This is a genomic window from Pseudomonas sp. R151218B TE3479, assembly GCF_053629195.1.
Window position 1 is genome coordinate 4244209 of sequence record NZ_JBRJHV010000001.1, and the last position, 13744, is coordinate 4257952.

General features: G+C 60.8%; 11 protein-coding genes. 8 read left to right on the top strand and 3 right to left on the bottom strand.

Annotated features, from left to right (window positions below):
- The first annotated feature begins 106 nt into the window (after positions 1-106).
- The 3 genes from AB7M32_RS18195 to pgm all read left to right on the top strand — a co-directional run bounded on the left by AB7M32_RS18195 (position 107) and on the right by pgm (position 4829).
- Positions 107-1597: a hypothetical protein gene (locus tag AB7M32_RS18195; RefSeq protein WP_454250822.1), complete on the top strand. Its 1491-nt coding sequence runs from the start codon at positions 107-109 to the stop codon at positions 1595-1597.
- A 96-nt stretch (positions 1598-1693) separates the two neighbouring features.
- Positions 1694-3091, top strand: a complete 1398-nt coding sequence (locus tag AB7M32_RS18200; protein WP_454250823.1) for an aminotransferase-like domain-containing protein — start codon at positions 1694-1696, stop codon at positions 3089-3091.
- 91 nt (positions 3092-3182) lie between these two features.
- Positions 3183-4829 carry a phosphoglucomutase (alpha-D-glucose-1,6-bisphosphate-dependent) gene (gene pgm, locus AB7M32_RS18205; protein WP_454250824.1) on the top strand — a complete coding sequence of 549 codons (1647 nt, stop codon included), beginning with the start codon at positions 3183-3185 and terminating at the stop codon, positions 4827-4829.
- An 88-nt stretch (positions 4830-4917) separates the two neighbouring features.
- Here pgm and AB7M32_RS18210 read toward each other — a convergent pair whose 3' ends face one another.
- The gene (locus AB7M32_RS18210) at positions 4918-5613 is read right to left on the bottom strand and encodes a pirin family protein (RefSeq protein ID WP_454250825.1); all 696 of its coding nucleotides are present in this window, start codon (positions 5611-5613) and stop codon (positions 4918-4920) included.
- Here AB7M32_RS18210 and AB7M32_RS18215 point away from each other — a divergent pair.
- Together AB7M32_RS18215 and AB7M32_RS18220 are read left to right on the top strand one after the other, a co-directional pair.
- The gene (locus AB7M32_RS18215) at positions 5612-5761 is read left to right on the top strand and encodes a hypothetical protein (RefSeq protein WP_454250826.1); all 150 of its coding nucleotides are present in this window, start codon (positions 5612-5614) and stop codon (positions 5759-5761) included. The genes AB7M32_RS18210 and AB7M32_RS18215 overlap by 2 nt on opposite strands.
- Positions 5762-5849: 88 nt before the next feature.
- Positions 5850-8318, top strand: coding sequence for a UvrD-helicase domain-containing protein (locus AB7M32_RS18220; protein ID WP_454250827.1), 2469 nt, complete (start codon positions 5850-5852; stop codon positions 8316-8318).
- Positions 8319-8427: 109 nt separating this feature from the next.
- Here AB7M32_RS18220 and AB7M32_RS18225 read toward each other — a convergent pair whose 3' ends face one another.
- On the bottom strand, positions 8428-8706 hold the full coding sequence (locus AB7M32_RS18225; RefSeq protein WP_003201764.1) for a DUF1652 domain-containing protein: 279 nt from the start codon (positions 8704-8706) through the stop codon (positions 8428-8430).
- Positions 8707-8899: 193 nt separating this feature from the next.
- Positions 8900-10363 carry an MFS transporter gene (locus AB7M32_RS18230; protein WP_454250828.1) on the bottom strand — a complete coding sequence of 488 codons (1464 nt, stop codon included), beginning with the start codon at positions 10361-10363 and terminating at the stop codon, positions 8900-8902.
- A gap of 132 nt (positions 10364-10495) precedes the next feature.
- Here AB7M32_RS18230 and AB7M32_RS18235 point away from each other — a divergent pair, with 132 nt between their 5' ends.
- The 3 genes from AB7M32_RS18235 (at position 10496) to AB7M32_RS18245 (ending at position 13730) form a co-directional block, all read left to right on the top strand.
- Positions 10496-11392, top strand: a complete 897-nt coding sequence (locus tag AB7M32_RS18235; protein ID WP_454250829.1) for a LysR family transcriptional regulator — start codon at positions 10496-10498, stop codon at positions 11390-11392.
- Between the two features lie 340 nt (positions 11393-11732).
- A complete protein-coding gene (locus AB7M32_RS18240; RefSeq protein WP_454250830.1) occupies positions 11733-13187 on the top strand; it encodes a serralysin family metalloprotease in 1455 nt (484 codons plus the stop codon).
- Between the two features lie 114 nt (positions 13188-13301).
- On the top strand, positions 13302-13730 hold the full coding sequence (locus tag AB7M32_RS18245; RefSeq protein WP_454250831.1) for an AprI/Inh family metalloprotease inhibitor: 429 nt from the start codon (positions 13302-13304) through the stop codon (positions 13728-13730).
- The last annotated feature ends 14 nt before the right edge of the window (positions 13731-13744 follow it).

Consider the following 13744-nt stretch of genomic DNA (forward strand, 5'->3'; position numbering starts at 1 on the left):
TATTGCTAATACTCTTTGAGTACTAGAACGATTCATTAGACCAACACGTCGCGCGGTCACGTTGGTGCGGGTGCGGCGCCGATAGTTGAATTTCAGGTAAATGGCTATGAGTGCAATTCATGAGCAGGCAATGACTCACGTATATCAACAGATACTGCAACGATTGTTGGGTTTTTATTCCCGGGCCGAACGGACCGCGTTGCAGCTTTTGATCCAGCGCTTGATTGTCGCCGCCGGAGGCGTCGATCGGATTGGCGACTATCGTGTTTTGACAGTCCAGAACGGGAGCCGGGAGAGCTTTTATGTACTGACCGCCTTGCGGGCCGCCCAGTTGAGCATCGCGGGCCGGCATCCGGTGACCTTCGCCTTGCGCGTTGCCACGCCGCGCCTGAGCGAAACCACCCAGGCGACGCTGGAGAACATCCACCGCTGCTACAGCGCACTGTTTGTCTATGACGATCCCCGGGTCGAATTGCTGATGGCGGATAACCGCGAGGTGTTGCCGTTCAATCACCGGCAGCCCCTGTCGGTGGCGGGGCACGAGGCCAATCGCATGGACCTGCTGGCCTTGGGGCACCTTCGCTCGGTCGACAGTCCCCTGGAAATCGGGAGCGACGGCTACCTGGCGATGGCCGAATTCTATCGGCACATGGCCCGGTGGGAGTCTGGCGTGGATTCGATGGTCAGCAGCGATACGCCGCGCCAGCAAAAACACTTCATTTCAGGCCTGCGTCGCGCGGCCCGCAAAATCGGTCTGCCGACCGACAATATCGGTTGCTTCGACAGCCTCTTCGCGCACCTCGATACCTTGAGCAGTGACCTCTACGAGCATTTCTACGGTCCCGAGCGTCCTGGTGCCTGGAAGCCCGAGGGGCATTTCGAGGCCTGCCGGCGGATGAGCCACATCGGCATCGACGACCTGATCGTCGATCGTCTGGAGGGCACCAACTGGCCGCTTTTCAACGAATTCCTGCGGGTACAGACCGATGGCCTCATGCCCTCGGCGATTGAAAACGAATACCTCAGCCCGCTGCTGTCGGCCCATTTGCATGGCCTGCAGGCCTGCTACGTGCAAGGGCGCAGCTACGAAACGGGATACAGCGACTACGTGCAGCGGGCGATCATGATCATGCATCGCAAGCAACTGCCGGAACAAGCCTGCGAGCAGGCTCGGGCGTTGTTCGGCTCACCTTCGGCAATTCCCGAGCGCCGCGCCTACGCCGCCCTCGAAGCGCAGAAGGTCTTGGGGCTCAGCGAAACGCAACTGGTTTGCATGCTTTTCGCGCCATTCGTGGGGCAGGGCGCGGGCCTGGAACACTTCCTGCGCTGTTGCCACCCCGGCATGCTGGTGGCGATGCCGGACCTGCACAAGGCCATGCAGGGCGCGACGGTCGCCGATCAGATCGCGCAATGGATGGTCGACGTCAGTGGCCTGCCCATCGACATCCTAGGCAAACTGTACCGGGCGAGCGTCACCGTGCCGGAACAACCGGAAGCGGTTCCGGGAGCTGATCTGCAACAGGCTCTTGACGACGTTGATACCGTAGAAGCCGGACAGGCCGCCGATGAGCCGCACGAACGCTCGGCAAGGCATTGAGGAACGAGGTTTGATGGACTCGTCTACCTCGTCCCGGGGCGTGACACCCGGCGTTGCGGCCCGGCCAACTGCAACCTTTGCACCTGGCGTGATTCCATGAAAGGTTGCCGGGAGACAGATTTCGCCTACCAGGCGGTTTATCGCTACCTGACCACGTTGATCAACGAACTGGAGGTGGATGTTCGGGTGCGCCTGCCTTCGCTGCGGCAATTGGCCGAGCGTCTGAATGTGTCGATATCGACCATCCAGTACGCGTATTCGTTGTTGGAGAAGGAAGGGCGGGTCTACTCGATCGCCAAGTCCGGTTATTACGCGTTGCCGGCGCCCAGCATGACGACCCTGGAGGGCGGTGACGATTTGCTTGAGAGCTTGTACGTCAATGCCCGGCGACCCGGCATGCTGGTGCTCAGCGCGGACGAGCCGGCGTCGATGCAGCCGTTGGACAGCCCGTTGCTGTTGCTCGAGCGCGAGCTGCTGCGCCAGTATCCACGTTCCTCGCAGACGCCCTCGCAACCCTGGGGCGAGCTGGAACTGCGCGCCGCGCTGGCGGCCCGCTACACCTCTTCGCCGGCCCGTTGTTGGAATGCCGATGACGTCTACATCGGCGCCGACCTGCGGGGTGTCCTGGAGATCCTGATCGCCGTGCTGGCACTCAGGGGCGCCACAGTGCTGATCGAATCGCCCTGCGACTGGGCGGTATTGCGCTTGCTGCAGGCCGCCGACATCAACATCATCGAGCTGCCACTGCTGGCCGGGGGGGGAATCGACATCGAGCAGTTGGAGCAACTGCTGGAAAGCGAAACGGTACGGCTGGTGGTGCTGTCGTCGGTCCTGAACATGCCAACGGGTTCGCTGGTTCCTGAAGAAAACCGTCGTGCCATCGCCCAATTGCTGGGACGGCATGGCACCTGGGTGCTGGAGAACGACAGCCATACAGACCTGGCGTTCGAGGCAGGGGTGACGCCTTTCCGGGACATGCTCGACCCGGACCGGTTGATCGTCTATTCCACGTTCGAGAAGACCATCGGCCCAGAGGCTCCATACGGCTACGTGTTGTCGCGCCAGATGACACTGCACCTGCAACGACATTTCCTGCTTCGCGCGTTTCGTCTGTCGCCTATTCGCCAGAAAGCCATCGCCCGGCTGTACAGCAACGGTCGGATTGACCAGCATTTGCTGGTGTTGCGGCGCCTGCTGCGCGAGAGCGCGGTTTCGACCGCTCAATTGCTGCGCGAGCGCCTGGGCGATAGCCTGCAATGGGCAGAACCCCAAGGTGGCGCGACGATCTGGATGCGCTCGACGCGACGGGTTGATTTGCGGCGGGTTTTCCATCGGCTGCTGGCCCAGCGAATTGTCATCGCACCGGGGGAGTTGTTCAGCCTTCATGGCCTGTACGGGCAACATATGCGCCTGACCCATGCGCTCAATGGGGCCCAGGACTTGGACGCTGCACTCTGCGCGCTGGCCGATGCCCTGAGGCTGGAACAATCGTAATCGGCGGCGATGGATCGAACCCGTCGCGCCACGGTCGAACTGTCAGTAAACTGCACTCCATTTCCCGAGCCACTCCACTCAGAGGTTTTGCATGACAGTCAGTCCATTTGCGGGCAAGCCGGCACCGGCAGAGTTGTTGATCGATATCCCGCGACTGGTGACGGCCTACTACACTGGCCGACCCGATGCCTCGGTAGCGACCCAGCGCGTGGCTTTTGGCACCTCCGGTCATCGTGGCAGCTCCTTCGATCTGGGCTTTAACGAGTGGCACGTGTTGGCAATCAGCCAGGCGATCTGCCTGTACCGCGAAGCCCAGGGCATCAACGGGCCGTTGTTCGTCGGTATCGATACCCACGCGCTGTCGACCCCGGCGGGCGCCAGCGCACTGGAAGTCTTCGCGGCCAACGGTGTGACCGTCATGATCGCCGAGGGGGATGAATACACTCCGACCCCGGCGGTTTCCCACGCCATTCTCTGCTACAACCGTGGCCGCACTTCGGGCCTGGCGGACGGTATCGTCATCACGCCGTCCCACAACCCACCGCAAAGTGGCGGCTACAAGTACAACCCCACCAACGGCGGCCCGGCCGATACCCATATCACCAAGTGGATCGAAGCCAAGGCCAACGAACTGCTGGCCAACCAACTCGCTGGCGTCAAGCGAGTCAGCTACGAGCAGGCCCTGAAAGCCGATACCACCCACCGGCACGACTATGTCAACACTTACGTGGCGGACCTGATCAATGTCATCGATTTCGATGCCATCCGCACCGCCGGGTTGCACCTGGGCGTCGATCCGCTGGGCGGGGCGGGCGTGCGCTACTGGCCGGCCATTGCCGAGCATTACCGCCTGGACCTGGACGTGGTGAACACCCACGTGGATTCCACCTTCCGTTTCATGACCGTCGACTGGGATGGGCAGATCCGCATGGACCCATCCTCCAGCCACGCCATGCAAGGGTTGATTGGCCTGAAGGAGCGCTTCGACGTGGCCTTCGCCTGCGACCCGGACCATGACCGTCATGGCATCGTGACGCCGTCCGGCGGCCTGTTGGCGCCGAACAATTACCTGGCGGTGTCCATCGACTACTTGTTCCAGAATCGCCCGCAGTGGCGCGCCGATGCCGGTGTGGGCAAGACGGTGGTGAGCAGCGGCCTGATCGACCGCGTCGCCAAGCGCCTGGGGCGCCGTCTCTATGAAGTGCCGGTGGGCTTCAAGTGGTTTGCCGACGGCCTGTTCGATGGCTCCCTGGGCTTTGGCGGTGAAGAAAGCGCCGGTGCTTCGTTCTTGCGCAAGGATGGCGGCGTCTGGAGCACCGACAAGGACGGCCTGATTCCGGCGTTGTTGGCGGCTGAAATGACGGCGCGCACTGGCCGCGACCCGAGCCAGGCTTACCGCGGCTTGACCGACGAACTGGGCGAACCGTTTTCGGTACGCGTCGATGCCAAGGCCAACCCGCAACAGAAGGCCCTGTTGAGCAAGCTGTCGCCGGATCAGGTGACGTCTACCGAACTGGCGGGGGAACAGATCCAGAGCATCCTCAGCCATGCACCGGGCAATGACCAGGCCATCGGTGGCCTGAAGGTCATGACCGAAAATGGCTGGTTCGCGGCGCGTCCGTCCGGTACCGAGGATATCTACAAGATCTACGCCGAAAGCTTCATTGGCGATGCGCACCTCAAGCAACTGGTGGCTGAGGCGCAAACGTTGGTGGATGGGGCGATCACCAGCAAGTGATACCAATGTAAGTGATACATGTGATGTGTTCTTGTGGCGAGGAAGCTTGCTCCCTCGCCACAAGCGCAGCAGTGCAGCGATACAGGGTTTAGGCGAGGTCCACGAGCACGATTTCGCTGTCTTCGATCGCGGTCACCCGCAATATCTGTTCGTCTTCAATCGCGACACCGTCTCGAGCTTTTGCACGCAACCCATTGATTTCTATCAACCCTGTGGCCGGCACAAGATAAGCTCGTCGCCCGGCGTCCAGCCGATATTCCGCACTCTCACCCGCCTTGAGATTGGCCGCTACCAGTCGCGCGTCGGCGCGGATGCGCAGGCTCTGGTCGTCGCCGGCCTTGCCACTGGCCAAGGTCACGAAGCCTTCGCGCGAGTCCTTGGGAAACGGTTTGGCGCCCCACGACGGTGCCAGACCTTCTTCGTTGGGAATGATCCATATCTGGAAAATGCGCGTGGCCGTCGACTCAAGGTTGTACTCGCTGTGGGCGATCCCGGTGCCCGCGCTCATGACTTGTACGTCGCCAGCCTCCGTACGGCCCTTGTTGCCCAGGTTGTCCTGGTGGCTGATCGCGCCTTCGCGCACATAGGTGATGATTTCCATATCCCGGTGCGGGTGCTGGGGGAAACCGCTGCCGGGGGCAATGACATCGTCGTTCCAGACGCGCAGGTTGCCCCAGTGCATGCGTTGTGGGTCGTAATACTCGGCGAACGAAAAGTGGTGATGGGCATCCAGCCAGCCGTGGTTGGCGGCGCCCAAGGTGGCGAAAGGCCTGAGTTCGAGCATGTTCGTGTCCTTTTCGCTGGGAGCGAAAGCGATGGTTGATGGCGCTATTCTCGCGAAGGAAATCATCGACAAAAAGCGTAAAAAACGCGTCAAACCTATCGTCTTATTAGATATGAATTCGCGAGCCAACTTTCACTTCATCGCCTAAACCCATGACTTAAAAGCTTTTGGGTGGAACCTGGCAGCAAATACAGACACCATAGCCGTCATGGTTCATGAACACCGGAGTCCCCAGCGTGTCGCAACACACTCCCGATCTTCCCCCCGAGTTCCTACCCCTGGGCCAGATGCCCTTGCTCAAGCGCCTGGCCGCCCGGCTCTTCGGTCATGGCCTGACGCGCCTGCGCGCCCAGCACCGGGCGTCCTGGTTGCACGGTCAGGCCGATGGCTTCCGCAGTGGTCATACTGCCGGTTTCGACTATGGCTATAGGGAAGGCAGGGCCGAAGGGCTCGAGGAGGGCCGCCAGGTCCTGTTGATCCGTGATTCCCGCAGCACAGAGCATCCGGCACCGCAGGTGGATGATTTGCTGTTCGATGACTGGCGCCTGCCGCTGACCAACGAGCTGAAGAAACGCATCAAGGCAGACGTTGCCCGATTGCTGCCGGCGCATGCACAACCGAGCGCCGCGCAATGGAAGATGATTTTCAGCGATACGCCGTCTACCTCGGTGGTCGCCGGGGCGGGTGCGGGCAAGTCGACGACCCTGGTGCTGCGTATTGTGTTGCTGTCCCACTACCTGGGCTTCGAACTGGACTCAATGACCGTGGTGACGTTTACCCGGGAATCGCGCAAGGACTTCATCCAGAAATTGATCGAAGTGTTTGCCCTGTGGGGACGAACCGTCAGCCTCAAGCAAGCGCGTGATCTGGTGCGCACCTTCCATTCGCGTATCTTGCCCATGGTCCGCAGCCTGCCCGGGTTCGAGCGGCTCCAGGCCTTCGAGACCCTGAGCCATCGCGCCGAAGCGGACGACGATGCCCAAGGCAACCCCTTTGAATTGCGCATCAATGATGTCCAGCGTCAGCAACTCAACGCCTGTTATTACAACCTTTATCAGCGGGACGCGCGTTTCCGTGGGCTGATACAGCCGTTGTCCCGCCATGCCCTGCAACTCAAGGAGCTGGAGCGCGATCACCCGGATGTGCAAAAACGGGTGGCCGTGACCGAACTGGCGGCCCAGCGCGACGAAGAATTGTGCGATGCCGTGGAAGACCTGTGGTTTCGCGCCGGTGCCTGGCCAATCAAGGGGATCGAGCCAAAGCGACAAACGTTCGAAATCAATGGTTCGACATTCCACTGCCATGGCTACGCGCCCTCACTGGATGCCTGGGTGATGCTGGGTTTCGATCCGCGGGAAGACGCCCGCCTCAGTCGTCCGGGCGCCAAGTTGAGTATCCGCGCGGAGTGGGCGGTAAAGCGCACTCTTTTTCAAGCTTTCTGCCATAAGCCACTGATATGGTTGGAAAGTTACGAGATGTCAAAGCGTGTGGTGGCATCCATGGCCGGCGACGCCAGCGCCGGTCCCGGGTTCGACTATAAGGTCAAGGGTGAACTGGGTTCGGCGCCATTGTTGGACTGTTTTGTCGCGGCGGCGGGCTTTATCGAGAACCTTGGCCTGGACGTCCCGGATGCCGTGGGCCGGATGTCCTTTGCCCAGGATGACCCCGATCGGTATTTCTTCGAGGCGCTGAGCCGTTACTGGCGGGCATTCGAAGACCATTTACTCGATCAATCGCCGCCGATCATGACCTACAATCGTATGTTCGCGCTGTTTAGCGAGCATTCGCCGGAAAATTTCAAGTTGCTGGGTGATGCCTTGCTCAGGCCGCTTTCGCACCTGATGATCGACGAATTCCAGGACGTATCGCCGCAGATCGTCTCCTGGCTTCGCGCCAGTCTTCGGGAAGTCCGCAGTCGTGGTCCTGCGCTGCATGTGGGGCGCGGCGCCCAGCGTTCTTCCTTGTTGTGTGTCGGGGACGATTGGCAATCGATCTATGGCTGGCGCGGCAGCTCGCCGAGCTACTTCATGGCATTCAACAAGCAATTCCCGTCACCGGCGACAACCCGGGTGATGCTCACCGACAACTACCGCAGCCACCAACACATCATCGACGCGGCCGAGCACATCGTGCGCGCCGCCGCGGCTATCCCAGGCAAAAAAGCCAAGGCCAGTGGCGTGCCCCGATCGCCGAGCCCAGTCAATGTGTTGGATCGAGACGACGAAGGGTTGGCCCTGAGATTAGAGGAGCACTATCGCAAGGGCGATTCCATCTTGATGCTGTATCGAAAAAGTAGCGATAAACTACTGATAGAAAAATATATTCAGCCAACAGTTAATGTCGATTCTAGCTTGCCGTACGATGCTCGACGGCTCAGGCAAATGACCTACCACAGCGCCAAGGGGCTTCAGGCGGATGCGGTGTTCTTGTTGGGCGACTGCCAGCACCTGAGCAGTTCACCCTACAAGAACCAGGTCTATCGAATGGCCGGGCTAGGCCAGGATGCGGACGCCGAACCCTACGACACGGCGCAAAAAGACGAAATCCTGCGCCTGGCGTATGTAGGCATCACTCGCGCCGTGCAGCATTGTTACTGGTACGTCGATGGCCAGGACGGCCAGGCGGTCAACGCGCCTAAGGCGTCGGATCGTATTGCAGCGGACAAGCCCTTTTTCGCTGACCATCGTCGTGCCCGCAAAGGATGAAGCAAACATAAGCCCCGAGTGGCGGGGTGAACGCGTTCCAGAGGCATAGAAAAGCGGCGCCTTCCCTGGAGAGGAAGGCGCCGCATTCAGAAGCTCAGTGGTGTTGCCGTCAGGAAGCGAACCGCCGTAACCCTACCGGTGGTACAAACGCTTCCAGCTCGGCCTCCACCGCCTCGATTATTCGTTCCACATCCGGCGCATTCATCACTGTCGCGCAGGGGATCCCTGCAATGGCGATCATCGTCTCGCCGCTGGCACGGTCGAATAGCCGGGCAACCATACTGCCAGGCGCATCCATGCTCGCTTCGAATCCCATGGGATGGAAGTGCCAGCGCATCAACTGGCAAGCATTGGGGAACGTAACCTTGCTGAAAGATCCTTTATTCATGTGTTGCCCGCCGTCTTCAATCGAGCGCTTCCTTTTGCTCATGTCAGGAAGGAAGAGCCATCATGGCTCTACCAGTGAGAACTAAAAATAGCACCTGAAAATGAAGCTCATGTGGATTTTTTCAGTCCGTTTTGCGATTGGTTCACTTTTTTTGATTTGGATCACGACTTAAGCGGCGATGCTCAGAATGTCATCACGCTTGGTCGGGCGTGTCTTCGGCGTCGCCCAACCGCTCTGGCACACGGCATTTCAAGGCGATGACCACCGCCAGGACCGCCACCGCCAGGGCGGCGGCGAAGGTGGTGTGCAGGCCGGTCATCACGGCTTCGGGGCTGGCGCGGGTGATGTCATTCGTCGCCGCTGCGGTCGCAAACACTGCGCCGAGCACGCAGGCTCCGGTGAAGAAACCCAGGTTGCGCGACAAGTTGAGCAGCCCGGCGATGACACCCCGCCTTTGGGCGGCCACATCGGCCATGACGGCCGTGTTGTTGGCAGTCTGGAAAAACGCGTAGCCCAGGGTCGTGACCACGATGGCGCCGATGTAGCCGGCGATGCCAAGAGCAGGGGGAACCAGTGACAGCATCAGGCAGCCGAGGGCCATGATCGCCAGACCGGCGAACCGCATGGAGTGCACACCGAACCGACCCGCCAGGCGTCCGGCCGGCACCCCGGCCAGCGCCGCGACGGTCGGCCCTGTTGCCAGCGCCAACCCGACGAAGGTCGCTGGCAGTCCGAGGGTGATGGACAAGTAAAAAGGCCCGACCAGCAGCGTCGCCATCATGATTGTTGCGACCAGGGCGCTCGTCGCCAGGCCCGAGACCAATGACTTGTCGCTAAACAAGGCCAAGGGAATCAGCGGCGACACGGCCCGGGACTGAACCCTAACGAACAGCCCGCCGCCCACCAGCGCAGCCAGTAGCAGCGCAATGTTCAACCCGCCAAAGCTCCCGCGCCCGGCGGTCATGGCCAAGGCATAGGCGGCGAGCGTCAACGCCAACAGCACCGTGCCGGTAATATCGAAGCGAATCGTTTGCGCCTTCGGCGGTGCTTGTCGCACCGGTAGCGAGTACCACGCCAGCCATAACGTCAGTAGGCCGAGGGGGATGTTGATCAGGAACAAGGCCTGCCAGCCGAACCCACTGATCAGCAGGCCGCCGAAGGACGGCCCAAGGGCCGTGCCCACCGCCGACAGTGTTGCCAGCAGCCCCATGGCGCTGGCGGTTTTTTCCTGGACGACCGTTTCGCCGACCAGGGCCAGGGTCAACGTCATCATGATGGCGGCCCCCAGGCCTTGCAGCGCCCGACCTGCGATCAGCAGCCAAAGCGAAGGGGCCAGGCCGCAAAGCACCGAGGCCAAGGTGAACAAGGCGATGCCGGCCAACAGTAGCTTGCGACGGCCCATCAGGTCACCCAAGCGGCCGACGCTGACAATCAGCGTGGTCATGGCAAGCAGATAGGCCAGCACCACCCATTGGACCTGCTGGAAGGAGGTATCGAGCGCTTGGGCCAGCGTGGGCAGCGCCACGGCGGCCACACTGGCGCCTAGAGAGGCCAGCAGCGTCGAGAGTGCAAGGCTGGCCAGGGCCCAACGAGGTGAAGAGAACCGGCTCGCGGGTGCGGTTGCCGGCCGGCTTGGTTGCGTGTTGATGGGGTTCATCGTCTCACCTGTATTCGTGGCGTTCGAAATGGCGCTGTCAGAACGTTACAGCTAGGCATAACATGGCGGAAGACGCAGCGTTTGCAGGTTATAGCTGCACCAGACGCCATCTATTCAATTTGAGACTTCGCCATGTCTGCGCCTGACCTCAATCTACTGGTCACCCTCGATGTGCTGCTCTCGGAAGGCAGCGTGGCCGGCGCCGCCCGGCGGCTGCGGCTCAGCCCGTCGGCCATGAGCCGGGCACTGGCGCGGTTGCGGGAAACCACCGGTGACCCGCTGCTGGTTCGAGCCGGGCGAGGGCTCGTGCCGACCCCCCGTGCGCTGGAGTTGCGTGAACAGGTCAGTCAGTTGGTGCAGCAGGCTCAGGCGGTGCTGCGCCCGGTGACGACGCCGGATCTCGGGCGCTTGAGCCGTACCTTCACGCTGCGCACTCGCGAGGGGTTCGTGGAAAATTTCGCCATCGACCTGATCGCCCGTATTCACGAGCAAGCGCCGGGTGTGCGGTTGCGCTTCATGGAAAAGACCGACCGGGACAGCACGGCGCTTCGCGAAGGCACCGTGGACCTGGAGACCGCCGTCGTGGACAAGGACACCAGCCCGGAGTTGCGAACCCAGGCGTTGTTCAGCGACCGCTTGATTGGCGTGGTGCGCATGGGGCACCCGCTGAGCCACGCGGCGGTGAGCGCCGCCGGCTATGCGGCGGGTGGGCATGTCGGGGTCTCGATGCGCGGGTTGGACCATGGCCTTATCGATCAGGCCCTGGCGGCGCTGAACCTGTCCCGGGAAATCGTCACCACCGTGCCAGGTTTTTCCTCGGCGCTGGGGTTGGCCCGCGCCAGCGACCTGATCGCCAGCGTGCCTGAGCGCTACACCACGAGCCTGCGGATCGGTCTACACAGTTTCGCGCTGCCGGTCCCGGTGCCTGGGTTCACGATCGCCATGCTCTGGCATCCGCGAATGGACGCCGACCCCGTGCATCGCTGGTTTCGAGGCTGTTTGCGGGAAGTGTGCGCAAGTAAGGTGTAGAGGCTTAGTAGATATTCATTAATAGCACTTCGCTGGCATTTAGTTGGCGAAAGTGCGACGTCGTTCGCAACTGACTAGTTACCCATATTTAATATTTAAATAGAGTTTTGTCCGACAATCTGCAACTCGGGCAGTTGAACGTGCGCACTAGTAAGGCAGAAACCTATTGTTTATGGGCGTTAAGGGGCAGTGCTTGAAATTGAACGAAAAAAATGACTAGACGTTTGATTTCAAATTGTGTCAGGTTTCTTGCGTCCTCATTGGGCGAGTGATAGGACGATCTCGCCAGAGATCGTCTGTCTGACTAAATTGTTCCATTTGCAAACAAGGAAGTGTGTTTATGTCGAAAGTCAAAAACAGCGCTATCGATTCTGCCGAACAATTGCTCTGGGCCCCGCAACTGGCAGCTCCTAGTAATGCGTTCAACCAGATCAATAGTTTCAGCCACCAATACGACCGCGGCGGTAACCTGACCGTCAACGGCAAACCATCGTACTCCGTCGACGAGGCGGCCACTCAGTTGCTGCGCGACGGCGCGGCTTACCAGGACCGGGACGCCAGCGGCAAGATCGAGCTGACCTATACCTTCCTGACGTCTGCCTCTTCCAGCACCATGAACAAGCATGGGATCAGCGGCTTCAGCCAGTTCAGCGCCCAGCAGAAAGGCCAGGCCGCCCTGGCCATGCAATCCTGGGCGGACGTGGCCAATGTCACCTTCACCGAAAAAGCCAGCGGTGGCGACGCTCACATGACCTTCGGCAACTACAGCGGCGGCCAGGATGGCGCGGCGGCGTTTGCTTATCTGCCAGGGACAGGCGCCGGTTATGACGGGACGTCCTGGTACCTGATCAACAGCAGCTATACCCAGAACAAGAATCCGGACCTGAACAACTACGGCCGCCAGACCCTGACCCACGAAATCGGTCACACCCTCGGCCTGGCCCACCCGGGTGACTACAACGCCGGCGAAGGCAGCCCGACCTACGATGACGCCACCTATGGCCAGGACACCCGTGGCTACAGCGTCATGAGCTACTGGAGCGAAAGCAATACCAACCAGAACTTCAGCAAGGGTGGCGTCGAAGCCTATGCCTCGGGGCCGCTGATGGATGACATCGCGGCCATCCAGAAGCTTTACGGTGCCAACACTTCGACCCGTACCGGCGACTCGACCTACGGTTTCAATTCCAACACCGGTCGCGATTTTCTCAGTGCCTCTTCGTCGTCGGACAAAGTGGTCTTTTCGGTATGGGACGCGGGTGGCCGCGATACCCTGGATTTCTCCGGGTTCACCCAGAACCAGAAGATCAACCTCAATGACGCCTCGTTCTCTGACGTGGGTGGCATGGTGGGTAACGTGTCCATCGCCAAGGGTGCCGTCATCGAAAATGCCATCGGCGGCTCGGGCAGCGACCTGTTGATCGGCAACTCGGTGGCCAACGAGCTCAAGGGCGGTGCCGGCAACGATATCCTTTGGGGCGCCGGTGGTGCGGACAAGCTCTGGGGCGGCTCGGGTTCGGACACCTTCGTGTTCGCCGCCAGTTCCGATTCGCGGCCGGGCACGACGGACCAGATCCTCGATTTCGTCAGCGGCCTGGACAAGATCGACCTGACCGGCATCACCCAGGGCGCGGGCCTGCATTTCGTCAGCGCCTTCACCGGTGCGGCGGGCGATGCGGTGCTGTCGACATCAGGTGGTAACAGCCTGCTGTCGGTGGACTTCTCCGGGCACGGCGTGGCTGACTTCCTGGTCAGCACCGTTGGCCAGGCGGCGGCCTCGGATATCGTGGCGTAAGGCTAACACCCCTGTAGGCGCTGCCGCAGGCTGCGGTCTTTCAAGTGGTAGGGGAAAGATCGCAGCCTCGCTTCGCTCGACAGCGCCTACAGGACCCCGGCCAGGATCAAGCAAATGTGTAGAAAGTCGATGCCCTGTAGCGTTCAGGCAACCGTCGGGTTGCTCGCTACGCTGATGATGTTTTGTGGAGAAGTCGCCATGGCGCGCAGCCTGTTGTTAGCAGAACCCTCGCAGTTGGCCGGTCAGTGGCTGGCCGTTTTGTCGAACCCGCAGGACACCGTGCAAAGCCAGGCGATACAGGACAAACCGTCCAACACTTGCCTTGTCGAGCTTCGGGCTGACCAGACCCTGGGTGGACAAACCGAATGCCTGGGGCACTGGCTGGGGGAAGAGCCGGTCCATTGGTTTACCGAACCCGATGGTCTTTCCCTGATTGGCAGACAGAACTCTAGAGTGCATCTGGAGTTGCGCCAAGAACATCATTATCAGGTCACGTTGAAGTCCGGCCTGATACTCAGGCTTGAGCGCCCGATCGAGCATTAACAAATTGTTACATT

Excerpts from the sequence above, each read along its gene's own strand:
- AB7M32_RS18195 (WP_454250822.1), top strand. The coding sequence starts at position 107 with ATGAGTGCAATTCATGAGCAGGCAATGACTCACGTATATCAACAGATA.
- AB7M32_RS18200 (WP_454250823.1), top strand. The coding sequence starts at position 1,694 with ATGAAAGGTTGCCGGGAGACAGATTTCGCCTACCAGGCGGTTTATCGC.
- pgm (WP_454250824.1), top strand. The coding sequence starts at position 3,183 with ATGACAGTCAGTCCATTTGCGGGCAAGCCGGCACCGGCAGAGTTGTTG.
- AB7M32_RS18215 (WP_454250826.1), top strand. The coding sequence starts at position 5,612 with ATGTTCGTGTCCTTTTCGCTGGGAGCGAAAGCGATGGTTGATGGCGCT.
- AB7M32_RS18210 (WP_454250825.1), bottom strand. The coding sequence starts at position 5,613 with ATGCTCGAACTCAGGCCTTTCGCCACCTTGGGCGCCGCCAACCACGGC.
- AB7M32_RS18225 (WP_003201764.1), bottom strand. The coding sequence starts at position 8,706 with ATGAATAAAGGATCTTTCAGCAAGGTTACGTTCCCCAATGCTTGCCAG.
- AB7M32_RS18230 (WP_454250828.1), bottom strand. The coding sequence starts at position 10,363 with ATGAACCCCATCAACACGCAACCAAGCCGGCCGGCAACCGCACCCGCG.
- AB7M32_RS18235 (WP_454250829.1), top strand. The coding sequence starts at position 10,496 with ATGTCTGCGCCTGACCTCAATCTACTGGTCACCCTCGATGTGCTGCTC.
- AB7M32_RS18240 (WP_454250830.1), top strand. The coding sequence starts at position 11,733 with ATGTCGAAAGTCAAAAACAGCGCTATCGATTCTGCCGAACAATTGCTC.
- AB7M32_RS18245 (WP_454250831.1), top strand. The coding sequence starts at position 13,302 with ATGTGTAGAAAGTCGATGCCCTGTAGCGTTCAGGCAACCGTCGGGTTG.